The sequence below is a fragment of the Trichococcus flocculiformis genome (assembly GCF_963662535.1).
In the GTDB taxonomy this organism is placed as follows: Bacteria; Bacillota; Bacilli; order Lactobacillales; family Aerococcaceae; genus Trichococcus; species Trichococcus flocculiformis.
This window is the reverse complement of record NZ_OY759718.1, coordinates 830,402-853,618: the sequence shown is the minus strand read 5'-3', so window position 1 is coordinate 853,618 and position 23,217 is coordinate 830,402. Positions and strand designations below refer to the sequence as shown.

The following is a 23,217-nucleotide window of genomic DNA, read 5'->3' as shown; positions in this document are numbered from 1 at the left end:
CAAATACGTGAATATAGCAATAACTTTGCTTGTCCCTATCGAATCAATGCATGCTGTGATAAAATGGAAGGGATAAATGCCAGCATTTGCTTAGAAAGAGGACACTACATATGATTTTACTGCAAGGACAAAATTTGGCGCGCCTTTTTGGGGCGAGCGTCTTATTCGACAATATTCAAATTACTGTTCAAGACCATTCGCGTATTGCACTCGTCGGCCGAAACGGAGCCGGCAAATCGACCTTGCTGAAGATTTTGGCAGGCATCGAAGCAACGGATGCCGGCTCTGTTTCAAAGAGCAAGGACGTAACGATCGGCTACCTGGATCAGCATAGCGCGGTCGATTCATCCAACACGATTTGGCAGGAAATGTTGACCATTTTTGCCCCGCTCATCCAATTAAGTAAGGAAGCTGAACAAGCCGCCGTCGCTTTGGGGGATCCGGACTTGCTCGAGGATGAAGAAGCCTACCAAAAAGCTCTGGAACGCTATGACCATCTCCAGCATACTTTGCACGAAAAGAACGCGTACGGCTATGAATCCGAGATCCGTTCGGTGCTTCACGGATTCCAGTTCTACGAAGGAGATTACGATCGTCCGATTTCCCAATTGTCAGGCGGCCAGAAAACCAGGCTTGCCTTGGCCAAAATCTTGCTTGAAAAGAACGACCTGCTCATTTTGGATGAGCCCACCAACCATCTGGACATCGATACGCTGGCTTGGCTGGAAAATTATCTGATCGGTTACAACGGTTCGCTTTTGATCGTTTCCCATGACCGATACTTCCTGGACAAAGTCGCCACGGAGGTGTATGAAATCAGCCGCCACAAGATCCAGCACTACAAAGGCAACTACTCCTATTATCTGACCGAGAAAGCCGCCCGCCTGGAGCAGGAATTGAAGGCTTACGAGAAGCAACAGGATGAAATATCCAAATTGGAGGATTATGTCGCCCGCAATCTGGCGCGCGCTTCCACGACCAAAATGGCGCAAAGCCGCCGCAAACGTCTGGAAAAAATGGAGCGGATGGACAGACCGAAAGGCGATGAGCGTTCCGCTCGCTTCTCTTTCGATATCGCAAAAGAAAGCGGAAATGTCGTCTTGACGCTGGAAAACGGGGCTGTCGGCTATGCCGATAAGATCCTGGCTGATCCGATCAATCTTGACATCCGTAAACAGCAGGCGATCGCGATCGTCGGGCCGAACGGGATCGGCAAGTCCACTTTGCTGAAGTCGATCATTTCCGAGATTCCGCTTTTGAAAGGCAGAGTCCAGCTCGGCGCCAATGTCGATCTCGGTTATTATGACCAAGAATTAGGCAACCTTTCCAAAAACAAGAGCGTTCTCGCCGAAATCTGGGATCTTCATCCCACGCTGAACGAAAAAGATGTGCGCAGTATCCTGGGGAGCTTCCTGTTCTCCGGCGCCGATGTCGAAAAAACGATTCCGGCATTGAGCGGCGGCGAGAAGGCAAGGCTTTCGCTCTGCAAGCTGGCACTGGACCAAAAGAATTTCCTTGTCCTCGATGAACCCACAAACCATTTGGACATCGACAGCAAAGAAGTGCTTGAAAATGCCTTGATCGATTATGACGGCACCCTGCTTTTCGTATCCCACGACCGCTATTTCATCAACCGGATTGCGACAAACATTGTCGAACTTTCCGCTGAGGGCAGTAAATTATACCTCGGGGACTACGATTACTATATTGAAAAGAAACAGCAAGAAGCGGCGTTGGCAGCTTTGCAGCAGGCCGAAAACGCCACGGAAACAAACGCTGCCGTTGAGCCTCTTTCGAAAGCAAAAGGGGATTACGTTTCTTCCAAGGAAAAACTGAAATTGGAAAGAAAACTGGCTCGGCAGGTGGAGGCTTTGGAGGATGAATTGGCGACCGTCGAGGAGGCCATCGCTGCGATCGAGCTGCAATTGACCGAACCGGAAGTCTACGGTGACCATGAAAAAGTCCAACAGTTCAACCAGCAGTTGCTCGCCCTACAGGCACGGCAGGACGAGCTGATGCAGGATTGGGAAGATCAGACAACCGCTCTCGAGGAACTGAATGAATAGTGAAGCCGATAAGCGTTTCCTGTCTTAGTTGAGGAATGCCGGAACTTTTGTTAAGTTGCACTCGAACAAGTACGCATAATAGGAATATGGAGGTACGAATATGTTGGAAGCCGTTTTATTTGATATGGATGGTGTCATCATCGATACGGAACCATTCTTTTTGCGATCAGAAAGTATGCTATTGAAGGAATTCGGAGTGGACACCGAGTTGGAGTATCATTTCCGCTACCAAGGGACCACGCACGAATACATGTGGGAAACAATGAAAAATGAATTCAATCTGGATGCCCCGGTAGGAGAATTGGTGGAACGGGCGAACGTCATCCGCAATCGCCTGATGGATGAAGACGGCCTGCAGCCGATACCGGGTGTGATTCCCTTCATTGCACGTCTGCATGAAGCCGGTGTTCCTTTGGCAATCGCCTCCTCTTCTCCTTTGACGGATATCCATAAGGCTGTAAAAGCATTGGACATCGAAAAATATTTCAGCTATTTTGTTTCGGGGGAAAGCGTTGCGCATTCCAAGCCCGCGCCCGATATCTTCCTGGATGCTGCAAAAAACTTGAATGCCAAACCGGAGAACTGCGTTGTCATTGAGGACTCCAAAAACGGAGTTGCCTCTGCACATGCGGCCGGCTGCAAATGCATCGGTTTCCGCAATCTCGAGTTCCCTCCGCAGGATCTGTCGTTGGCTTCCGTCATCGTCACCGATTTTTCGGATCTCGATGCCGATTACTGCCGAGCGCTGGTCGATTAAGAATAAGAAAAGCTGAACGGGTTCGTTCAGCCCTGATTAAGGAAACACTGTGACCTAATCGGTCAAGTGTATCATGCCTCTAAGCGATTGAAATCGCAAGAGTCATGACAATTTAGGAAATCTGTCTGCCTGAGCATCGAAGAGCGCAATTGCTGAGAGACTTTCTGCGTCAGCAGATTAGTCGAACAGTATGTCTTGGCTCGCAGAGACAAGAGGTTCCTTATTCTTTTTTCCGAAGGGCTAACCCGTGAAGCTGGACATCATTTTAGATGCATGAAACATTTTGCAAACTTGTGAAACACCTACGGTGATGCATTTTTCACTCTGGAAAATTTTATAAATTCCTGTATGTCAAAAAAAGAGAACGTTAGTCGACATAGTCGGCCAGCGTTCTCTTTTATTATTCGCCTAAAACCAAGCCCGGATGTGCATTCAGATCGTATCCGGCAAAATGTTTTTGTTGGTATTCGGTGTAAGCCGCAGCTCCGATCATCGCCGCATTATCCCCGCATAGCGACAACGGCGGAATGACTACCTCGACTTCCGGAAGCTCCAGTGCCATTTTTGCCGACAAAGCTTCACGCAAGCCTCTGTTGGCGGCGACTCCGCCGGCCAACAGCAGCTGCTTAATGTTCTTTTCCTTGGCCGCGCGCAACGTCTTATGCACCAGAACATCCACGACACTTGCCTGGAAACTGGCGGCCAAATCATAGGGATTGATGTCATCCCCTTTTTGGCGTGCATTGTGGACAGTATTGATGACGGAACTTTTCAATCCGCTGAAGCTGAAATCGTAATTGTCTTCTTTGATCATAGCGCGCGGAAAATGCATCGTTTCCTTACCTTCATGAGCCATTTCATCCATTTTCTTTCCACCAGGATAAGGCAAGCCCAAAATGCGTCCGATTTTGTCGTAAGCTTCCCCCGCGGCATCATCCCGCGTTTCGCCGATGATATCGAAAGATCCGTCCTTTTCCATATACACCAACTCCGTGTGCCCTCCGCTGACAACCAACGATAGCAATGGGTAGCGCATCGGAGTCACCAACTGGTTCGCATAGATATGGCCGGCCATATGATTGACCGGAATGAGCGGTTTCTGATGGGCAAAAGCAAGAGCTTTCGCCGCACTGACACCGATCAACAACGAACCTACCAAACCCGGGCCATGCGTCACAGCAACTGCATCGATGGCATCGAAAGTTACCTGCGCTTCATTTAATGCCGCTTCCACGATTTGAGTGATCTGCTCTACATGATGACGGCTCGCCACTTCCGGGACGACCCCGCCAAAACGCATATGGCTTTTGATCTGGGAAGCGACAACATTCGAAAGGACTGTATTTCCGTTTTTCACCACAGCTACACTCGTTTCATCGCAACTGCTCTCAATCGCGAGTATGGTCACATCTGTTTGCGTCATCAGCCTTCCGCCTCCTCTTGTTTTTCCGATGTCAGCGCCAATTCCATGATGTAGGCATCCTCGATCGGATTATGATAATACTCTTTTCTTCGGAATATTTCCGTAAAGCCTATTTTTTTATACAGGTTATAGGCAGCATCATTAGAAACACGGACTTCGAGCCAAAGCCGCTCCATGCCCCTTTTTTTCAGCAAGGCAATCATTTCCTGCAACAATTTTGTTCCGATTCCTTTCGCCTGATGATCAGGGGCTACCGCAAAATTGTTGATTGATGCCTCATCTACAACCGCCATGCAACAAATATAGCCCACCAGCTTGTTTTCCTCCATATAACCTACATAAATGGAATGATTGTCCTTCAATTCAGACAGGAATGAGGATACTTTCCAACTGGAATGCCCCTCATTGGCCAGCATTGTAAGTTCGTACAAAGTCTGTGCATGTTGGTCCAATTTGCCTGCGCCCGTCTTCAGGTCGCATATTTCAAACGTGCGTTGCATGAACATCTTCCTTTTCTTCCGATTGTTTTCCTGCCAAAGGCCATACCATATCCAAAGCGTCTTCGCCGTCACCGTGATAATAATGCTGCTTGATCTGCTCCGGCAGAAAACCCATTTTCGTGTATAAAGCCTTCGCCCGATGGTTTGAAATCCGCACTTCCAAGCTGATGCTTGTGGCGCTTTTTTCTTCCGCAAAGCTTCTCAACACGCGCAACAACAACGTTGCCGCGCCAATCTGCTGAAATTCGGGCACTACCGCCAAATTCGTTATATGAATATCTTTCCCATCCAATCTTGCACCCAAAAAACCGATAGGCATACGGCCTTCATACAAAACGTAATAAAGCGACTTCGGGTTGTACAGCATATCATTTTCCAATGCTGTCCTTCCCCAGGGTGTTGCGCCATCGTAGCTCATCCGCTCGATATAAAGAATATCGGGAATGTGCTGTTTTTCGCCGACCATCAATCTGACAGGAAGCTGGTTACGCAGCAGATAGGTTTTCTCATTGGAGAGAACGCGCTTTGAATGGATTTTGGCCAGAACATCAAATCGGATTTCCTTATACATGGATTTAAATCGATGAATCCACTCTCTCAACGTAGTCTTCCCTCCGATTACTAAGATGCTGTTGTTCCCATTTTTCTTCAGCTTCCGGTTTTTTTAAGTAGGACGGCACAAAGGTGTGCGGATCCTCCGCGGTCGCGGATTCCGAAAGTGTGGCCAGCACGCTCGCGCGCGGTAAAGCCTGTGATTCTCCAGCAAATAGCGCGCGTTCCTTGAATAATTCACCGATGCGTTCGCGGTATTTGCTGACATCCTCTCCCACGAACAGATAAGTGCCTTCTTCCGCCAACAAGCGCTGGAACCACTCTTCGCTGGCTATATGTGTGTCGGCAATCCGTTCCACCAACAAATTGTCCTCGAATTGATAAACAGCTGTGTAACAGTTCCCCCTACGCGCATCAATCATAGGAACAAGCTTGTGCGCAGCCCCTTCGCAATTGCCGGCGATAACCTTCAGGCTGGAGATCGGCACTAAAGGAATCGCTAACGTCCATGCAAAAGTTTTCGCGATGGTCGCTCCGATCCTGACTCCTGTGTAGGAGCCCGGCCCCTTAGCGACTGCGATGCATTCCAAATCGGCAGGTTTCCATCCGGCAAGTTTCATGACATGATCCACTGCTGGCATCAATTGGGTACTGTGCTGAAGATTTCCGTTGGTGGTGACTTCTGCGAGCAAGCGGCCATTTTCGCAAACAGCCGCACTCATGGTCTGGTTTGAGGATTCAATGGCTAATATTTTCATCTAGATAGCCTCCTTTTCCTGATTATTATGCTCATCTAGTATAGCATTTAATCAGAGTGATAAAAAGCATACATCCTTCCAAATGCTCATGCGGCAGATGTACCTGCCTCTCCCCCTCTCAAGGGCTATTGCTTGATTTTGATAACAGATAAGTTAAAATAGGTTATAGTAAGTAAAGCCAATAAGTGTGACATCAAAAAGGAGGAAACATCATGAATTCAAATTTGGGCGATAAAGCAAAAGGCATGAAGGATAAAGTGGTCGGCAAAATCAAAGAAGAATACGGCGACTTGGTGGATGACTCAAGCAAAGAATTAGAAGGTAAACTCCAACAAGCACGCGGCGAAGCCATACAAAAAAAAGGTGAAATCAAGGAAGATCTCCATGATAAAGCCGAGGATTTAGCTGATAAGGCAAATGATAAAATCGATGATTGGAAAAAATAAAACTTATTTTAGATAGCATAGGATAATAAGCCGCCCCAACAACCTGCAACGGTTTGTTGGGGCGGCTTATTCTTTTTTCAAAGTGATTCCATCATTGATTGGTGGAATCACCTTGTGGATGCGCGCTTGACCCACTCAGTGGATAAGCTGATTTTTTTGGATATTTTGCGCGGATAGGCGATGCGGTCAAGCAATAAGGATATGCCTGTTCTGCCCATCTCGCGCGTGTCGACTCGGATGGTCGATAACGGCGGGTAGACGTATTTGGCAACCTTACTGTCGTTGAATCCGACTACCGAAATTTTATCAGGAACCGAAATATCAGCTTCCTGAAGCGCACGTAGAGCTCCTATGGCGATGGCATCATTTTCGGCAAACAGGAAAGTCGGAAGTTGTTCCCCATTATCGTTAAGCAGCTGATTCATCATCGCGTATCCCGAAGAAGTGCTGAAGTTTCCGCTGCGGTGATACTTATCCCGGTACCAACCCCGCTTGCGCAGTTCAGCAAGAAACAGCTCAGAACGCAGATCGCGAACCAGCATTTCTTTGTCGTTCGTCAGTTCCTTGCCCTCCAAAAAACCGATTTGGGTGTGGCCGCCTCTGTCCATTTCGGCAATGACTTGTTCCATCGCGGATGCAAAATCTACGATGACGCAATCCTGTTTCCATTTGAATTGATCCGAGTCGATGAAGCACAATGGTTTTCCGAAATCCATCAGCCTCTGCACCTGTCGCTCTCCGAATTTACCGATTGCCACGATGCCGATGACGTCCTTTTCGATATCGAAGGTCACATCATGGAAAACCCGTACGACATCGTACCCTTCGGCTTCGGCACGTTCTTCGGCCCCTAAACGGATGCCTTGATAATAGAGGTCATCCAATTCTTCCTCTTGGGTGTACCACTGCAGCAGCAGGATCTTTTCCCTGCTTTTCTTTTTTTTCGTTTTAGTATAATTCAGCTCTTTTGCGGCTGCGAAAATCCGATCTTTCGTTTCCTTGCCGACAGAAAGCGTCTCATCGTGGTTCAGCACGCGCGAAACCGTCGCAGTCGAGACTCCTGCCCTTTCGGCGATGTCCTTCATGGTCGCCATACTTACTCCACCTCCGTCGTTCTTCTGTGTATTTTCATTATTTATTTTCAAGTGTGCTCAAAAAGCGATAGAAGCCTGCTTGCCCTTCCGGTGTTTGCTTGTACACGCCTGCATCTTCGATTACGCGCAGGAATTTTTCACCGACTGCCTCCTGGATCATTTCCATGACGGAATCTGCTTCGAAAGGCCCTTGCTGCTTTAGTTCTTCGGCCCACTCCCGATGGCAGGAGGCGACATCAGCGGTTTTCCCCAGCAGATAGTCGGCAACTTCGTTGAGCTCTGTATCCAATCGCGGCGGCAAAATCGCCAGGCCGAGCACTTCGATCAAGCCGATGTTTTCTTTTTTGATGTGCTGGACATCCGGATGCGGATGGAAGATGCCATCAGGGAACGCTTCGCTTGTCCGGTTATTCCGCAACACCACATCCAACTCGTAAGCTTCTCCGACACGGCGCGCAACGAGCGTTACCGCATTATGGCGCACGCCATCCGATTCCGCTAAGATTTCGGCTTGCGGATCGCTGTAGTTTTGCCATTCTTCCATAATGGTGCACGCAGCGGCAGCGACCACATCCCTATCCTCTGAACGGAGACGAATGACCGAAAGCGGCCAAAAAAGTACTTCGGCTTCGACTTCCGGAAAACCTTCCAGAGCCAAGGTCCGGAGAACTTTGGCAGCTTCCATGGGAAAATGGTGACGCCCGCCTTGATAATGTTCATGACTGAGGATGGAACCTCCGACTATCGGTAATCCCGCATTGGAACCGATGAAGTAATGTGGGAAGAGCGTCACGATCTCAAACAGGTTCGCAATCGTCTCTTCCGTGACATGCATGGGCACGTGCTCTTCGGAAAGGATGATGCAATGCTCGTTGTAGTAGGAATAAGGCGAATACTGAAATCCCCAGTTCTCCCCGAACAAAGGAAGGCGAACAATCCGGTGGTTGCTTCTCGCTGCCGCATCGGCTCTCCCTCTGTATCCTTCGTTTTCCATACAAAGCGCACAAATGGGATAGTTGCCGCTTTCTGATTGTCGCGCCGCTTCCATCTGTTGGCGCGTTTTTTCGGGTTTGGATAGGTTTATCGTGATTTCTAGTTTTCCGTACTTGGAATCGAACGAAAAATGTTTGTTTCTTGCGATTTTCCTAGTTTTAATGTAGTCATTATCTTGACTCAAACGATAGAACTCATCGGTTGCCCGCATCGGTGCTTCTTCATAATGCATCCAAAAACGCTTATTTACCTCGGAAGGCAAAGGTGTGATCAGTTCCATTATTTGCGCTTCCATGATTTCGATTTCTTCGGGAACATCGGTAATCAGATGTTTTTCAACCGCATAGCCGACCATCCGATCCAGTGAGTCCAGCAAATTGGGCAAAGGAATGGAAGGTATTTTTTGAACATCATAAACGTCTATCTCTAATAAACCCAATAAATGATTGATGGCGTATCGCTCATCCAGGCTATGGATGCGATGGGCCGCAATGCCTTTACTGACAAAATCCCGTATGACTTGGTCGATGCTGCTATCCTGCAAATTTACCCCTCATTCCTCTGTTGTTGTAGGTTTAATTATAGCATATGCCCCGCGGTAAATTTTACTTCTATCTTAACTTTTTATTTACCGACCGCTTCACGCTTACTATTTGACAGCTTGATTTTCTCGTGTTATTATTATTTCGAATTCGAGATAATGTGTTTACTGAACCCAAAACTATTTAAAAGGAGTGTCTTTCATAATGAAAAAAACAGCAGGAATCCATCATATCACAGCCATCGTGGGTCATCCGCAGGAAAACGTCGACTTTTATGCCGGCGTACTCGGAATGCGCATGATCAAACAGACCGTCAACTTTGACGATCCGGAGACCTATCACCTTTACTTCGGCAATGCGGACGGCGATCCCGGGACCGTCATCACGTTCTTCCCTTGGGCCAAATCCCGCCATGGCAGTATTGGCGATGGACAGGTGGGCATCACCGTTTATGCGGTTCCCGCCGGATCCCTGTCATTCTGGGAAAAACGCCTGGCCGATTACAATATTCCGTTCGATAAATCGACCCGTTTCGGGGAAACGTATCTGGACTTTGATGATCCGCATGGTCTGCATCTGGAATTGGTGGAACGTGAAGACGGAAACAACAATCCGTATTCCTTCAATGGCGTACCCTCAGAACATGCCATCAAAGGCTTTGCGGGAGCTGTCCTATTGACGGGGGCACCCGAAGAAACTGCAGCTGTCGTCGAAAAAGTGATGGGCTTGGAACGCATCGGGCAGGAAGATGATCTGATCCGTTTCCGTTCCGAAGCTGCTCTCGGCAATACCGTCGACATTAAAATGACCTCCGTCGGTGCTGGTGTCATGGGCGTCGGAACCGTCCATCATATCGCATGGCGGGCAAAAGATGAAGCGGATCATCTCGATTGGCTGAAGCATGTCACCGCCCTAGGACAACATGCCACTCCTGTCCGGGACCGCAATTATTTCAAAGCCCTTTACTTCAGGGAAAAAGGCGGCATCCTATTCGAGATTGCTTCGGACTCGCCGGGATTCGCTATTGATGAGCCCCGCGAAACAATGGGCCAGAAATTGATGCTGCCGCCGCAGTACGAAAGCAGACGTGAGGCCTTGACGGCAGGGCTCATCCCGTTCGAAGTCCGCAACGTATAAACAGAGAGGATTGATTTAGATGAATCATCAACATATTTTCAAACAAGGGAATCCGGAAAGGCCTTTGCTGCTGTTATTGCATGGCACAGGCGGAACCGAACACGACCTGTTTTTCTTAGGAGAGGCGATCGATCCGGAAGCTTCCTTGCTGGGCGTGCGCGGAAACGTGACCGAATCCGGAATGAACCGTTATTTCCGTCGTTTGGCAGAAGGTGTATTCGACGAAAATGACCTGGAATACCGCACAAAGGAATTGATTGCGTTCTTGGATGATGCATCTACAGAATATGGGTTTGACCGGAATAACATCGTAGCGATTGGATACTCAAATGGTGCAAATATCGCCGGGAGTATGATATACTCTTTCAAAGATGCGGTCAAAGGAGCCATCCTTCATCATCCGATGGTTCCTTTCCGCAATCGTCAATTGCCTGATCTGCATTCCCTTCCTGTCTTTATCGGTGCAGGCACAAACGATCCGCTTTGCGCACCGGAAGAAAGCATGGAATTGAAGGCGACACTAGAAGGAGCCGGCAGTGAGGTAGCCATTTATTGGGGAAACGCTGGACACTCACTGACGAATGAAGAGGTTGTTGCAGCGAAAGCTTGGTACAACAAACACTTCTGATATCTCCTTCCACATGAGAGGAGAAACATATATGGAAAAACTATTGAACAGAATCAATGAATTGGCCCGCAAAGCCAAAACGGCGGATGGCCTGACCGAAACCGAAAAAATTGAGCAAAAGGAATTACGTCAACAGTATCTCCGCTCTTTCCGCAGTTCTTTTGACGACATTCTTTTGAATTCAAAAGTTGTCGATCCCAAAGGAAATGACATTACACCTAAGAAATTGGTGGAAGCCCAAAAAGATAAACGCCGGACTGATGTGAAAAACATTTTGGGCGGGAAGAACGTCGTGCACCTGCACCCAGAGGATGCAGATAAAAAGTAATGCCTACTAAAAAACAGGACTCACTCCGAATTGATGGAGTGGGTCCTGTTTTTTGGTGCGGGATTCATCGTATCCTTTTGTAAACGGGATTTGTCATGGCTCTTGCGATTTCAATCGCTTAGAGCCATGATACACTTGGGCGCTTGCGACCACAGTGCATCCTTCATTCTCTTAATATGCTCTTGCTAACCAGACTGTGTGTTTGGCTGGCTTGCCTGATACGATACAGGTTGTTTTTTCGACTGGTGGGTTGAAAGGCATGTTGCGGGTCGTGAAGCCAGTTTCTTCCTTGATTTTCGCTTCCGTTTCAAGCTCGCCGTCCCATCCTGCCAATACGAAACCAGGCACTTCGCCAGCTGCTCGCTTGGATTCGATATGGGCTTTCAGTTCATCCAATGTATCGATGTTCGTGTATTCATTGGCTTTGCGGTTTTCGCGGGCTGTTTCCAAGAGACGGACTTGCATGTCATCCAATGCTTTCGGCACGAAGTCCATGATCTCATCCAAGGATACCGCCACTTTGTCGGAAAGGTCACGCATTTTCACCATGACTTGGTTGTTTTCCATATCGCGTGGCCCGAATTCAATGCGCATCGGCACGCCCTTCAGTTCCCACTCGTTGAATTTGAAGCCAGGTGAGTTATCGCTGTCGTCCAAGAGAACGCGGATACCGGCAGCCTTCAAATCCTTTTGCAATACTTCCAGACGTTCCACGATTTCAGGTTTCTTCTTCCATGGGCCAACCGGCATCAAAACAACTTGCTTTGCTGCGACCTTAGGAGGCAAAACCAATCCTTGGTCATCGCCATGAACCATGATCAGCGCACCGATCAAACGTGTGGAGACGCCCCAAGAAGTAGTATGCGCATAAACGTGCTCGTTATCGCGGTTCAAGTATTTGATGTCGAATGCTTCCGCGAATTTCGTGCCCATATAGTGGGAAGTCCCGGCCTGAACCGCTTTTCCGTCTTTCATCATCGCTTCTACGGAGTAGGTATCCACCGCACCTGCGAAACGTTCTGAAGGCGTTTTTTGCCCTTCGTAGACAGGCACTGCCAACAAGCCTTCGATGACTTCTTTGTAGACTTGCAGCATGCGCATGGTGCGACGGCGCGCATCTTCTTCATCGGCATGGGCAGTATGTCCTTCTTGCCAAAGGAACTCGGAAGTGCGCAAGAACGGCAAGGTTTTCTTTTCCCAACGGAACACGTTCGCCCATTGGTTGATTTCCATCGGCAGATCGCGGTAAGAATTGATCCAGTCACCGAAAGCCGTACCGATCATCGTTTCCGATGTCGGACGCAAGGCCAAGCGTTCTTCCAATTTTTCGCCGGCGGCTTCCGTTACCCATGGCAATTCCGGGCTGAAGCCTTCGATATGGTCTTTTTCTTTTGTGAAGAATGATTCCGGGATCAGCATCGGGAAGTAAGCGTTACGGATGCCTTCCTCTTTGAAACGTGCGTTGAATTCTTCCTGGATATGTTCCCAAATTTCATAGCCGTCCGGTTTGAAGATCATGCAGCCGCGTACAGGTGAATAATCCATCAGATCAGCTTGTTTGATGGTTTGGATATACCATGCCGAAAAATCTTCTTTTTGTAAAGTACTCATGTTTTTCCTCCTGATTTTTAAAATTTTTATTTGATTGCAAAAAAATAAGCATAATCCATCCTTAACAAGGACGAAATATACTTTCCTGATGTATTTCCGCGGTACCACCTTCATTGGCCTTCATTATTTGCGAAAGCCCAACTCAACATCTGGTAACGGCAGAAAACCGGCCATATTTCTATGGCAAACTGTCAGGTAGGTTCAACGGATCAGTGGGGGTCCCTCTTCCAGCCTAGGAAAGACTCTCTTTGCCCATCATCCATCTACTGTTCCTTACGCTCAATCACTACCTATTGTATGAAAAAAACTCCGAAATAGCAATGCTTTTTTACGGTTCAGTCTTCTCATGCTTGCTGAAAATACTCATCCTTCAAAATTCCGTAATAAGCCATATCGCAGCTGCGCCCTTTGAAGACTTTATGTCTGCGTAATACGCCTTCCGGATGCATTCCGATACGCTTCATCACTTCTCCGGAAGCCGGGTTAAGCATGTCATGCATCGCAAAGACTTTTTCCAGTTTCAAAACTTCAAAAGCCAAAGCCGTGATGAGCTTGCCTGCTTCCGTCATATAGCCATTCCCGCGGTAAGCCTTGTTTAAGGTGTAGCCGATTTCTGCGATACGGTCAGTCGCATTCGGACGGATATCGATCGTTCCGATCATCTTTTTTGTGTCCTGCACTACAATTGCATACTTTCCTGCCGGCGCAGCCAGAAAGTAATTCGCGATGGCCTCTTCCGTCATCGCCCGATTACGATGCGTTTCGAAAACAAATCGGGTCGTTTCCTCATCGGAAGCATACTCGAACATATCCGGAGCATCCGCCAACCCGACTGGACGCAAAAAAATCCGATCACCTTCCAGGGTTCTGTGCTTCATCAATTCTAAGGTTATATCCATATTTAGGGCCTCCTGTGTTTGACCTGTTTCAAAACAATAGACAACAAAGGCGGATCGACTGGACTTGCCTGCCGATCCGCACTTCGCCGAAAAAATTAAACCATCTTCATCGGATCCACGTACTGATCGAACTCTTCAGCAGTGACATGCCCCATCGCGACAGCCGCCTCTTTCAAGGAAGTGCCGTCCACAAAAGCCTTCTGGGCGATCTTGGCTGCTTTCTCATAACCGATGTACGGGTTCAAAGCAGTCACCAGCATCAAGGAATTGGTCAGGTTATGGTTGATTTTATCCTGTTCCGCCTTGATTCCGCTCGCGCAGTTTTCATCAAAACTGATCAGTGCATCCGCAAGCAGGCGGACAGACTGCATGAAGCTGTTCACGATGAGCGGCATATAAGTATTCAGCTGGAACGAACCTTGCGAAGCCGCAAAGCCGATGGCGCTGTCGTTGCCCATCACTTGGATGCAGGCCATCGTTACCGCTTCGGATTGGGTAGGATTGACTTTTCCGGGCATGATCGAACTTCCCGGCTCATTCATCGGGATGCTGATTTCGCCGATGCCGCTTCTCGGGCCGCTCGCCAGCCAACGGACATCATTTGCGATCTTGTAGAAATTGGCCGCCAGCGCTTTAACCGCCCCATGCGTATGCACAAAAGCATCCTTGCTGGTCAGTGCATGGAATTTGTTCTCTGCTCCAACGAATGCCTCGCCCGTGCGCTCCGCAACCTTTTCGATCGTTTTTTGGATGAAGATTGGATCCGCGTTCAACCCCGTTCCGACCGCTGTGCCGCCTAAGGCTACTTGTCGCATGTATTTCAAGGAGTCCTCGATCATGGACTTCGTTTCCTCCAGCATGACGCGCCATGCGCTGATTTCCTGGCCTAATGTCAATGGCGTCGCATCCTGCAGATGGGTACGCCCCAATTTGACGATCGCTGCATTTTCCTGCTCCAAACGAGTCAGCGTGCCGATCAACTGCTCAATCGCCGGGTACAGTTTGTTTTTTATGTACAGCACGCCGGCGATGTGCATAGCAGCCGGGAATGTATCATTGGAGCTCTGACCTTTATTCACATGGTCGTTTGGGTGGATGCCGCCGTCAACTAGCTGGTTGCCTCGGTTCGCCAGCACTTCGTTCACATTCATATTGGATTGCGTGCCGCTTCCGGTCTGCCATACGGATAACGGAAATTGATCGTCCCATTTGCCTTCAAGCACTTCATCAGCCGCCAAAAGGATGCCTTTTGTAACGGTCTCATCCAATAAGCCGACTTCATGGTTTGATGCCGCGGCAGCACGCTTGATTTCGACCAATGCATAGATGACTTCCATCGGAATTTTTTCGATTCCGATCTTAAAATTTTCCAGACTGCGTTGCGTCTGTGCACCCCATAATTTATCCGCTGCAACTTTTACTTCCCCTAATGAGTCATGTTCAATTCTATATTCCATTCATCCCGTTCCTTCCTGTCGGCTCTTCCGTTTTTGGACGTGCTTTTTGTCCTAATATTCCGCTTTCCAGATGGCAGCTTCGACAGCTTCCATCGGATCCGTTATTTCAACACCATTTACTCCATCTTCGATAGCTGCTTGGATGACGGCTGCCGCAACCAATTTCGAGGCTTCGCGCAACTGGGAAACCGGCGGCAAAATCGCTGCTCCCGCTTCATCCAAGTTCTGTAGGGAAGTGATGCCGTGCGCGGCAGCGGACAGCATTCTGTCCGTCACTGTCTTGGCTTTTGCGATGACGATCCCGAAGCCTAAACCTGGGTACAATAAGGCATTGTTCGCCTGGCCGATTTTATAGTCCACGCCATTGTATGCGATCGGATCGGATGGGCTGCCGGTAACGACCAACGCTCTCCCCTCGGACCAAGCAATGACATCCGAAGCCTTTGCTTCGCATAATCTGGTCGGATTCGAGATCGGCATGATGGCCGGACGTTCATTGTATGCTGCCATCTTTTCGACGACCGCTTGCGTAAAGGCACCGGCTTGGCCTGATGTACCAATCAGCACGGTCGGTTTGACCGCTTCGATGATTTCAGCCAAATCGTTCAATGGTGCGGAGAACTCAGCCGCAGCGCGCGCATATTTTTGCTGACCCGGCGTAAGATCCGCCATGTCATCAGTGACCAGCCCATAGCGGTCGACCATGTAAAACTGTTTGCGGGCTTCCTGGCTGTCGGCACCTTGCAGCACCATCTCCATGAGGATTTGGTCGGATACACCGACACCGGCAGTCCCGCCTCCGAAAACAAGGATTTTGTGTTCCGTGATCGGCTTATCGGTGATCCGGACCACTGAATCCATCGCAGCCGCCATCATCACGCCGGTCCCCTGGATGTCATCATTGAACGTACAGATTTTATCGCGGTACTGCTCCAGTATATTGGCGGCATTGTCGCGGCCGAAGTCTTCCCAGTGGAACAACACATCCGGGAACAGCGCTGATGCCTCTTCAACGAACTTTTCGATGAATGGGTAATACGCCTCTCCTGTCACACGTTTGTGCTTATTGCCGAGATAGAACGGATCCTCCAGCAGCTGCTCGTTGTTTGTGCCCGCATCAATCACGATCGGCAAGACCTGTTGCGGATTCAATCCCGAAGCGACGGTGTATACAGCCAGTTTTCCAATCGAAATCGCGATGCCTTGGATGCCCCAATCGCCGATGCCCAGCACCCCTTCGCCATCCGTGATGACCATCATTTTGATTTCTTCATCCATGCCTATGCAGCCGTTCAGCAAAGCGGTGCGGATCGCTTCCGGACGATTCACATCCAAGTAGACCGCATCCTGGGGAATTTGGTAATCCCGCGAATAATTCATGACTGTGTCGGCGATGGTCGGCGTATAGATGACCGGCAACAACTCGGTCACGTGTTTCCCGATGACATGGTAAAAAAGCACGCGGTTCTGGGCGTAGATATTCATCAGATGCTTCTGTTTGGAATAAGCATCAGTCAGTTGGCCCAGTTGCGCATAGACAATCTCCCCTTGTTCTTCCAAGGTACGCACTTCGGTCGGCAATAAACCTTCCAGCCCTAATGTTGCTCGTTCTTCCAAAGTGAATGCGGTCCCTTTATTCAAAAATGGCTGACCCAATAAATCTTTTCCGTTAGTTTTCGACACGTTGACACACTCCTGCTCCATCATTTGTATGTATTTCTTTCCACGCTTTTCAAATCAAGGCTTGCCGCGCTTATTTTGTCTACAAGTGCTAATCCGCCCAAGGTATTTCTATCGTGAGATGTTCATGTAGCTGTTTTTGGTAGTCCAGATCGGCTCTTCGCTTTTTCCGTCTTTCTTCATATCCGCTGTTGATGAATTTTTCCTCGACCGTTTCCGGTACGATTTTCGGAAGAGAAACCTTTTGCCCATTCCCATCAGGAAGCGCCACAAAGGTCAAAAAGCAGGTCGCTGCCAAATACCGTTCACCCGTCCGAAGATTTTCTCCGGTAACTTTTGTGAAGATTTCCATTGATGTCTTCCCAGCTCCCGAAACAAACGTATCGATGCAGACCGAGTGCCCAGTAGGAAGTGGCTTGATGAAGTTCAATGTGTCCACCGATGCGGTCACATTGGTCGTACGACCGAAACGCTCTCCGGAAATTGCCGCACAATCATCGATCATGCTCATCAGTTTGCCTCCGAACAAAGTACCGTGGTAATTTGAATCGAACGGAAAGACGTGATGTGTCTGAATCACCTTCGTCTGCCTGCAATATCTGATCTCCTGTTCATGGTTCGTTTCCGTCATATCCGCCTTCAACCCTTTCTTTTTCGTAAATTCATTTTAGCATGCTTCATTTCCGATTAACAGTTCTGCCAAATAATTCTAATTTTTGTCACCGCTTCCCGGCTTCCTTTTCAAACAGGGTTGTTGTAAAATGAGTATAGGAAGCGTTTTCTGAACAAATTCAAAAAAGGAGCGGGTAGAAATGTTAGCAGAATACAAAAATATTTTGGTTCCCGTTGACGGTTCAGGTCAGTCAGAAGATTCGTTCAAAAAAGCTGTTGCCATTGCCCAACGTAATAACGCCGCGTTGCACCTTATCTACGTTAAGGACACAAGAAATGTTCCTCTTAGCCCTGAATATGAATCCAGATTGACGGAAGCATACAAGGACATGGAATATGAATTCCTCGATGAAATGATGACATTCGCCCTAAATGAAGGGATTGAAGTCAAGAAGTCTGTAACCAACGGCAATCCAATGACGCTCATCGCTGAAGCATTTCCGAAAGAATACAACATCGATCTTATCGTCATCGGAGCGACCGGCAAAGGTGCGATCACCAGGGCTTTTGTTGGATCGGTCTCTAACTACGTGGTCCGTCATGCACCGTGTGATGTTTTGGTTGTCCGTACCTAAAAGTAGCGCACTATTTTTGCAGCCGTACCTCAGAAAACGTAAGAACAGCCCTGTACAGCTTAAGCTGCACAAGGCTGTTTCCTTGTATAGGACGTTTTACCGTAGTTTTTGGTATCCTTCAGTCAGCTAGATATCATTGACTGTCTCGCCAACTTCCTCGCTGTCGATCCAAGCGCCATCAAAAAATTGGATCGCGTAAGGCCCTTCACTGGTGATGTCAAAATAAATCTTATCTGTAAAGGACTCCCCGGGTGCGACAGTATGCAACCAGAAATGGGTGTAGCGCAAAGGGAGAATTTTCCCCTCGGCATCAAGCGCCGAAAAATAGTTGGGAGCGATGTAGGTATCGACACTGCCATTGTTGACGTATTGTACTTCTACTTCCAATAGTTTTTCCCCAAGCGGGTTGAGTTCCTCCAGCGCATCTATTTCCCGGATTTCCGTTACCGTCACCAACTCATTTATCCCGGAATCGTCGCTCAAAAAGTTTTGCGCTTCACCCTCATTGACCGTAAAAGCAGGCGGAGTTATCGTTGGGTTCTCATTAGGTATGAAAGTTATGGTGACATAACTTTCAGGCGCAAGGTCTGCCAGTTTAATCCCAGTATCGCCATATATGACGGATGTATCCGTCGTGAAGGTGATTTCTGTTTCAATACTGGGTCCTTGATAAGGATAATCGAATTCCCATACGTTGTTCGTCTCGCGATAGTCGACAGCCGTCCCTTCGATGATGGTGGTCACTTGATCATAACCTTCAGCATTGCCTTCTAACGCAAAATAGTTATATTTATCGCCTCTGGTGATTCCATCCTCAACACCACTTGAAAAAAGGATCGTTTTAGTTACACTTTTCTCAGCTTCGGCAGAAACCGAAGATTGTTCGCTCACCAAAGAATCTTCGGTTTCAGATTCATTTTGGCAGGCAGCAAAAACACCGACACAGACAACAAGCAGCAATCCAAACCTTTTATTCATAGGAATTCCCCCTCCCGCAATCCGCACAACAGATCTCCATCTTTCGATTCTTACCCCCATTTTAGCAAATTATCAATCAAAAAACGAATCCCAGACTTTCTTCAAGACATTGTGCGGAGAATTGACTATAATGGAAACATACTTGAATTTGCCGGATATTTTTCCAGTAATAAACTATCCGAAAATCTGAAAGGAACGGTGCGGATGCGAATCATTAGAGGCCTGCTTTTCACTGGCATAGCAGCATTGTTGGTAGGATACGGAATAAACCGTAATATTTTGAACGAAAAATTCCCGTTTCTCGAGCAAGCAGTACAAACGGATGTGGCTGAGAAAATTCAAGTGCTGACAAGCCCTGAAGGCATTGACCTGCTCATAGCGCCTTTCACCCGACCTGAAGAAATCGACTATACCCTTGTGGAAGATAAAATCATGGTTTTACTGAATGAGCTTCGTCTGGAGCAAGGCTTGCTTCTCCTTACAAAGAACGAAACGCTTAAAGCGGCGGCTGATCACCGGGCCATTGAAACCCAGACATCGTTTTCGCACACCCGTCCGGATGGAACCGATTTTTACACGGTCATCCAGACCGATGATTACTGGTACCCTTATCAAACGGTCGGAGAAAATCTGGCAATGGCGACCTATTTCAAGGACGAAGCAAGTATGGCCGAATTTTTGTTCAAAGGTTGGATGGAAAGCGAAGGCCATTACGCCAATATGATTCATCCCGATTTCCGTGAGGTAGGCATCGGTGTCCATTATGACGGAGAATTTCTGTATGCTGTGCAGCTGTTTGGGAAACAAAATCAATAACTGGGAGTGATCCCCAAAAAAACGCAAAAAAAAAGCAAGCATCAGGAATATCCTGCATGCTTGCTTTTCATTTGCGCGGCAACGTCCTAGTCTCACAAAGGGAAACCCTTCACTACAATCGGCGCTAAGAAGCTTAACTTCTGTGTTCGAGATGGGAACAGGTGTGACCTTCTTGCCATCGTCACCGCACATTTTTAATTAGAGAACATTGTTCTCTCAAAACTGAATCTACAAAAGTAAAGGGATTCCGAAAACACCGCTTGAGTTTTCTTCTTTTTAAAAATTGGTTAAGTCCTCGACCGATTAGTATTGGTCCGCTCCATACATCGCTGTACTTCCACTCCCAACCTATCTACCTGATCATCTCTCAGAGGTCTTACTCACTTAAAGTGATGGGAAATCTCATCTTGAGGGGGGCTTCACGCTTAGATGCTTTCAGCGTTTATCCCGTCCACACATAGCTACCCAGCGATGCTCTTGGCAGAACAACTGGTACACCAGCGGTGTGTCCATCCCGGTCCTCTCGTACTAAGGACAGCTCCTCTCAAATTTCCAACGCCCGCGACGGATAGGGACCGAACTGTCTCACGACGTTCTGAACCCAGCTCGCGTACCGCTTTAATGGGCGAACAGCCCAACCCTTGGGACCGACTACAGCCCCAGGATGCGATGAGCCGACATCGAGGTGCCAAACCTCCCCGTCGATGTGAACTCTTGGGGGAGATAAGCCTGTTATCCCCAGGGTAGCTTTTATCCGTTGAGCGATGGCCCTTCCATGCGGAACCACCGGATCACTAAGCCCGACTTTCGTCCCTGCTCGACTTGTAGGTCTCGCAGTCAAGCTCCCTTCTGCCTTTACACTCTACGAATGATTTCCAACCATTCTGAGGGAACCTTTGGGCGCCTCCGTTACATTTTTGGAGGCGACCGCCCCAGTCAAACTGCCCGTCTGACACTGTCTCCCTGCTCGCTAAGAGCAGCGGGTTAGAGTGGTCATATCACAAGGGTAGTATCCCACCGTTGCCTCCTCCGAGACTGGCGTCCCGGTATCTTCGGCTCCTACCTATCCTGTACATGTGATACAAACACGCAATATCAAACTGCAGTAAAGCTCCATGGGGTCTTTCCGTCCTGTCGCGGGTAACCAGCATCTTCACTGGTACTATAATTTCACCGAGTCTCTCGTTGAGACAGTGCCCAAATCGTTACGCCTTTCGTGCGGGTCGGAACTTACCCGACAAGGAATTTCGCTACCTTAGGACCGTTATAGTTACGGCCGCCGTTTACTGGGGCTTCAATTCAAAGCTTCGCTTGCGCTAACCTCTCCTCTTAACCTTCCAGCACCGGGCAGGCGTCAGCCCCTATACGTCATCTTTCGATTTTGCAGAGACCTGTGTTTTTGATAAACAGTCGCTTGGGCCTATTCACTGCGGCTGACCTTGCGGTCAGCACCCCTTCTCCCGAAGTTACGGGGTCATTTTGCCGAGTTCCTTAACGAGAGTTCTCTCGCACACCTTAGGATTCTCTCCTCAACTACCTGTGTCGGTTTGCGGTACGGGCAGTTACTTTCTCACTAGAAGCTTTTCTTGGCAGTGTGACATCAGGAACTTCGCTACTAAATTTCGCTCCCCATCACAGCTTGTCCTTGAGAGAAAAAGCATTTCACTCGTTCTCAGACTTGCTGCTTGGACACACATTTCCGATCGTGTGCATTCCTTAGCCTCCTGCGTCCCTCCATCGCTCAAACAAAAGCAACTGGTACAGGAATATCAACCTGTTGTCCATCGCCTACGCCTATCGGCCTCAGCTTAGGTCCCGACTAACCCTGGGAGGACGAGCCTTCCCCAGGAAACCTTAGTTATTCGGTGGACGGGATTCTCACCCGTCTTGCGCTACTCATACCGGCATTCTCACTTCTAAGCGCTCCACCAGTCCTCACGATCTGGCTTCGATGCCCTTAGAACGCTCTCCTACCACGGAACCCATTGGGTTCCATCCACAGCTTCGGTGATCTGTTTAGCCCCGGTAAATTTTCGGCGCAGGGTCACTCGACTAGTGAGCTATTACGCACTCTTTAAATGATGGCTGCTTCTGAGCCAACATCCTAGTTGTCTGTGCAACCCCACATCCTTTTCCACTTAACAGATACTTTGGGACCTTAGCTGGTGGTCTGGGCTGTTTCCCTTTTGACTACGGATCTTATCACTCGCAGTCTGACTCCCGGATCTAAATCAATGGCATTCGGAGTTTATCTGAATTCGGTAACCCGAGAAGGGCCCCTAGTCCAAACAGTGCTCTACCTCCATGATTCGCATATCCGAGGCTAGCCCTAAAGCTATTTCGGAGAGAACCAGCTATCTCCAAGTTCGATTGGAATTTCTCCGCTACCCACACCTCATCCCCGCACTTTTCAACGTGCGTGGGTTCGGTCCTCCAGTGCGTATTACCGCACCTTCAACCTGGACATGGGTAGGTCACTTGGTTTCGGGTCTACGACCTCATACTTATTCGCCCTATTCAGACTCGCTTTCGCTGCGGCTCCGTCTTTTCAACTTAACCTTGCATGAAATCGTAACTCGCCGGTCCATTCTACAAAAGGTACGCCATCACCCATTAACGGGCTTTGACTACTTGTAGGCACACGGTTTCAGGTACTGTTTCACTCCCCTTCCGGGGTGCTTTTCACCTTTCCCTCACGGTACTGGTTCACTATCGGTCACTAGGGAGTATTTAGCCTTGGGAGATGGTCCTCCCGGATTCCGACGGAATTTCTCGTGTTCCGCCGTACTCAGGATACTGGTAGAGCTGATTTGGATTTCGCATACGGGGCTATTACCCTATGTTGCGCAACTTTCCAGTTGGCTTCTGCTATCCATTGCAGTCTCATGTCCCAGTCCTACAACCCCAAAGAGCAAGCTCTTTGGTTTGGGCTTTTCCCGTTTCGCTCGCCGCTACTAAGGGAATCGAATTTTCTTTCTCTTCCTGCAGGTAATGAGATGTTTCAGTTCCCTGCGTGTTCCTCGATACACCTATGTATTCAGTGTAACGTAATATCCTATCAAAGATATTGGGTTGCCCCATTCGGAAATCTCCGGATCAAAGCTTACTTACAGCTCCCCGGAGCATATCGGTGTTAGTCCCGTCCTTCATCGGCTCCTAGTGCCTAGGCATCCACCGTGCGCCCTTATTCACTTAACCTATGGTTAAGCTCGCCATTGCTGGCTTGCTAACTTATTTCGTTAAAAACTCATTTAAGTCAACTTAAAACGCGGTAAAATGTTTAGGTTTCTTACTTTATTTTTGTA

The 23,217-nt window shown here is 48.5% G+C and carries 20 protein-coding genes and 2 rRNA genes; 8 read left to right on the top strand and 14 right to left on the bottom strand.

The features are described 5' to 3' along the window. Positions 1 to 110: 110 nt before the first annotated feature. Positions 111 to 2,066, top strand: coding sequence for an ABC-F family ATP-binding cassette domain-containing protein (locus ACKPCD_RS04375; RefSeq protein ID WP_276642204.1), 1,956 nt, complete (start codon positions 111 to 113; stop codon positions 2,064 to 2,066). Positions 2,067 to 2,166: 100 nt separating this feature from the next. Beyond that, positions 2,167 to 2,823 (top strand): HAD family hydrolase, encoded by a 657-nt coding sequence (locus tag ACKPCD_RS04370; RefSeq protein WP_321434113.1) that lies wholly within the window; start codon positions 2,167 to 2,169, stop codon positions 2,821 to 2,823. 400 nt (positions 2,824 to 3,223) lie between these two features. Here ACKPCD_RS04370 and tsaD read toward each other — a convergent pair whose 3' ends face one another. The 4 genes from tsaD to tsaB are packed head-to-tail and all read right to left on the bottom strand — an operon-like array spanning position 3,224 to position 6,056. Beyond that, a complete protein-coding gene (gene tsaD, locus ACKPCD_RS04365) occupies positions 3,224 to 4,246 on the bottom strand; it encodes a tRNA (adenosine(37)-N6)-threonylcarbamoyltransferase complex transferase subunit TsaD (protein ID WP_321434112.1) in 1,023 nt (340 codons plus the stop codon). Next, the gene (gene rimI, locus ACKPCD_RS04360; RefSeq protein WP_321434111.1) at positions 4,246 to 4,746 is read right to left on the bottom strand and encodes a ribosomal protein S18-alanine N-acetyltransferase; all 501 of its coding nucleotides are present in this window, start codon (positions 4,744 to 4,746) and stop codon (positions 4,246 to 4,248) included. Before rimI (ACKPCD_RS04360) ends, tsaD begins: the two co-directional genes overlap by 1 nt. Next, on the bottom strand, positions 4,730 to 5,347 hold the full coding sequence (gene rimI, locus ACKPCD_RS04355; RefSeq protein ID WP_276646954.1) for a ribosomal protein S18-alanine N-acetyltransferase: 618 nt from the start codon (positions 5,345 to 5,347) through the stop codon (positions 4,730 to 4,732). Before rimI (ACKPCD_RS04355) ends, rimI (ACKPCD_RS04360) begins: the two co-directional genes overlap by 17 nt. Further along, on the bottom strand, positions 5,322 to 6,056 hold the full coding sequence (gene tsaB / locus ACKPCD_RS04350; RefSeq protein ID WP_321434110.1) for a tRNA (adenosine(37)-N6)-threonylcarbamoyltransferase complex dimerization subunit type 1 TsaB: 735 nt from the start codon (positions 6,054 to 6,056) through the stop codon (positions 5,322 to 5,324). Before tsaB ends, rimI (ACKPCD_RS04355) begins: the two co-directional genes overlap by 26 nt. Positions 6,057 to 6,268: 212 nt before the next feature. On the opposite strand from tsaB, the gene ACKPCD_RS04345 reads away from it, so the two are divergent. After that, positions 6,269 to 6,502, top strand: a complete 234-nt coding sequence (locus tag ACKPCD_RS04345; RefSeq protein ID WP_321434109.1) for a CsbD family protein — start codon at positions 6,269 to 6,271, stop codon at positions 6,500 to 6,502. 107 nt (positions 6,503 to 6,609) lie between these two features. Here the strand turns inward: ACKPCD_RS04345 and ACKPCD_RS04340 are convergent, their stop codons facing one another. Together ACKPCD_RS04340 and galT are read right to left on the bottom strand one after the other, a co-directional pair. Beyond that, positions 6,610 to 7,596, bottom strand: coding sequence for a LacI family DNA-binding transcriptional regulator (locus tag ACKPCD_RS04340; RefSeq protein ID WP_321434108.1), 987 nt, complete (start codon positions 7,594 to 7,596; stop codon positions 6,610 to 6,612). 37 nt (positions 7,597 to 7,633) lie between these two features. Beyond that, on the bottom strand, positions 7,634 to 9,133 hold the full coding sequence (gene galT, locus ACKPCD_RS04335) for a UDP-glucose--hexose-1-phosphate uridylyltransferase (protein WP_321434107.1): 1,500 nt from the start codon (positions 9,131 to 9,133) through the stop codon (positions 7,634 to 7,636). 202 nt (positions 9,134 to 9,335) lie between these two features. Between galT and ACKPCD_RS04330 the strand changes: the two genes are divergently transcribed. The 3 genes from ACKPCD_RS04330 to ACKPCD_RS04320 are packed head-to-tail and all read left to right on the top strand — an operon-like array spanning position 9,336 to position 11,224. Then, positions 9,336 to 10,268 carry a ring-cleaving dioxygenase gene (locus ACKPCD_RS04330; protein ID WP_321434106.1) on the top strand — a complete coding sequence of 311 codons (933 nt, stop codon included), beginning with the start codon at positions 9,336 to 9,338 and terminating at the stop codon, positions 10,266 to 10,268. Between the two features lie 19 nt (positions 10,269 to 10,287). After that, a complete protein-coding gene (locus tag ACKPCD_RS04325; RefSeq protein ID WP_321434105.1) occupies positions 10,288 to 10,896 on the top strand; it encodes an alpha/beta hydrolase in 609 nt (202 codons plus the stop codon). 31 nt (positions 10,897 to 10,927) lie between these two features. Next, the gene (locus ACKPCD_RS04320; RefSeq protein ID WP_086988723.1) at positions 10,928 to 11,224 is read left to right on the top strand and encodes a DUF896 domain-containing protein; all 297 of its coding nucleotides are present in this window, start codon (positions 10,928 to 10,930) and stop codon (positions 11,222 to 11,224) included. A gap of 171 nt (positions 11,225 to 11,395) precedes the next feature. On the opposite strand, the gene proS is transcribed toward ACKPCD_RS04320, so the two are convergent. From proS to ACKPCD_RS04295, 5 genes are all read right to left on the bottom strand, one after another. Continuing rightward, entirely contained in the window at positions 11,396 to 12,835 is a 1,440-nt protein-coding gene (gene proS, locus ACKPCD_RS04315; protein ID WP_086988724.1) for a proline--tRNA ligase, read from the bottom strand. 344 nt (positions 12,836 to 13,179) lie between these two features. After that, positions 13,180 to 13,734, bottom strand: a complete 555-nt coding sequence (locus ACKPCD_RS04310; protein WP_321434104.1) for a GNAT family N-acetyltransferase — start codon at positions 13,732 to 13,734, stop codon at positions 13,180 to 13,182. A gap of 95 nt (positions 13,735 to 13,829) precedes the next feature. Further along, positions 13,830 to 15,191, bottom strand: a complete 1,362-nt coding sequence (gene fumC, locus ACKPCD_RS04305) for a class II fumarate hydratase (protein ID WP_321434103.1) — start codon at positions 15,189 to 15,191, stop codon at positions 13,830 to 13,832. A gap of 51 nt (positions 15,192 to 15,242) precedes the next feature. After that, complete coding sequence (locus ACKPCD_RS04300; protein WP_321434102.1) at positions 15,243 to 16,874, bottom strand: NAD-dependent malic enzyme; 1,632 nt, start codon at positions 16,872 to 16,874, stop codon at positions 15,243 to 15,245. Between the two features lie 88 nt (positions 16,875 to 16,962). Continuing rightward, positions 16,963 to 17,502, bottom strand: coding sequence for an acyl-CoA thioesterase (locus ACKPCD_RS04295; protein ID WP_276646929.1), 540 nt, complete (start codon positions 17,500 to 17,502; stop codon positions 16,963 to 16,965). 181 nt (positions 17,503 to 17,683) lie between these two features. Here ACKPCD_RS04295 and ACKPCD_RS04290 point away from each other — a divergent pair, with 181 nt between their 5' ends. Then, entirely contained in the window at positions 17,684 to 18,118 is a 435-nt protein-coding gene (locus ACKPCD_RS04290; RefSeq protein WP_321434101.1) for a universal stress protein, read from the top strand. 126 nt (positions 18,119 to 18,244) lie between these two features. Here the strand turns inward: ACKPCD_RS04290 and ACKPCD_RS04285 are convergent, their stop codons facing one another. Then, positions 18,245 to 19,096 (bottom strand): DUF4352 domain-containing protein, encoded by an 852-nt coding sequence (locus ACKPCD_RS04285; RefSeq protein WP_086988728.1) that lies wholly within the window; start codon positions 19,094 to 19,096, stop codon positions 18,245 to 18,247. A 204-nt stretch (positions 19,097 to 19,300) separates the two neighbouring features. On the opposite strand from ACKPCD_RS04285, the gene ACKPCD_RS04280 reads away from it, so the two are divergent. After that, positions 19,301 to 19,912, top strand: a complete 612-nt coding sequence (locus ACKPCD_RS04280) for a CAP domain-containing protein (protein ID WP_321434100.1) — start codon at positions 19,301 to 19,303, stop codon at positions 19,910 to 19,912. A 73-nt stretch (positions 19,913 to 19,985) separates the two neighbouring features. On the opposite strand, the gene rrf is transcribed toward ACKPCD_RS04280, so the two are convergent. Together rrf and ACKPCD_RS04270 are read right to left on the bottom strand one after the other, a co-directional pair. Next, positions 19,986 to 20,101: ribosomal RNA gene (gene rrf, locus ACKPCD_RS04275) — 5S ribosomal RNA — on the bottom strand. 94 nt (positions 20,102 to 20,195) lie between these two features. After that, positions 20,196 to 23,110, bottom strand: a 23S ribosomal RNA gene (locus ACKPCD_RS04270). Positions 23,111 to 23,217 lie beyond the last annotated feature (107 nt).

What these genes read in the sequence shown, in the direction of transcription:
- ACKPCD_RS04375 (WP_276642204.1), top strand. Translation starts at nt 111, where the DNA reads ATGATTTTACTGCAAGGACAAAATTTGGCGCGCCTTTTTGGGGCGAGC.
- ACKPCD_RS04370 (WP_321434113.1), top strand. Translation starts at nt 2,167, where the DNA reads ATGTTGGAAGCCGTTTTATTTGATATGGATGGTGTCATCATCGATACG.
- tsaD (WP_321434112.1), bottom strand. Translation starts at nt 4,246, where the DNA reads ATGACGCAAACAGATGTGACCATACTCGCGATTGAGAGCAGTTGCGAT.
- rimI (WP_321434111.1), bottom strand. Translation starts at nt 4,746, where the DNA reads ATGCAACGCACGTTTGAAATATGCGACCTGAAGACGGGCGCAGGCAAA.
- tsaB (WP_321434110.1), bottom strand. Translation starts at nt 6,056, where the DNA reads ATGAAAATATTAGCCATTGAATCCTCAAACCAGACCATGAGTGCGGCT.
- ACKPCD_RS04345 (WP_321434109.1), top strand. Translation starts at nt 6,269, where the DNA reads ATGAATTCAAATTTGGGCGATAAAGCAAAAGGCATGAAGGATAAAGTG.
- ACKPCD_RS04340 (WP_321434108.1), bottom strand. Translation starts at nt 7,596, where the DNA reads ATGGCGACCATGAAGGACATCGCCGAAAGGGCAGGAGTCTCGACTGCG.
- ACKPCD_RS04330 (WP_321434106.1), top strand. Translation starts at nt 9,336, where the DNA reads ATGAAAAAAACAGCAGGAATCCATCATATCACAGCCATCGTGGGTCAT.
- ACKPCD_RS04325 (WP_321434105.1), top strand. Translation starts at nt 10,288, where the DNA reads ATGAATCATCAACATATTTTCAAACAAGGGAATCCGGAAAGGCCTTTG.
- ACKPCD_RS04320 (WP_086988723.1), top strand. Translation starts at nt 10,928, where the DNA reads ATGGAAAAACTATTGAACAGAATCAATGAATTGGCCCGCAAAGCCAAA.
- proS (WP_086988724.1), bottom strand. Translation starts at nt 12,835, where the DNA reads ATGAGTACTTTACAAAAAGAAGATTTTTCGGCATGGTATATCCAAACC.
- ACKPCD_RS04310 (WP_321434104.1), bottom strand. Translation starts at nt 13,734, where the DNA reads ATGGATATAACCTTAGAATTGATGAAGCACAGAACCCTGGAAGGTGAT.
- fumC (WP_321434103.1), bottom strand. Translation starts at nt 15,191, where the DNA reads ATGGAATATAGAATTGAACATGACTCATTAGGGGAAGTAAAAGTTGCA.
- ACKPCD_RS04295 (WP_276646929.1), bottom strand. Translation starts at nt 17,502, where the DNA reads ATGACGGAAACGAACCATGAACAGGAGATCAGATATTGCAGGCAGACG.
- ACKPCD_RS04290 (WP_321434101.1), top strand. Translation starts at nt 17,684, where the DNA reads ATGTTAGCAGAATACAAAAATATTTTGGTTCCCGTTGACGGTTCAGGT.
- ACKPCD_RS04285 (WP_086988728.1), bottom strand. Translation starts at nt 19,096, where the DNA reads ATGAATAAAAGGTTTGGATTGCTGCTTGTTGTCTGTGTCGGTGTTTTT.
- ACKPCD_RS04280 (WP_321434100.1), top strand. Translation starts at nt 19,301, where the DNA reads ATGCGAATCATTAGAGGCCTGCTTTTCACTGGCATAGCAGCATTGTTG.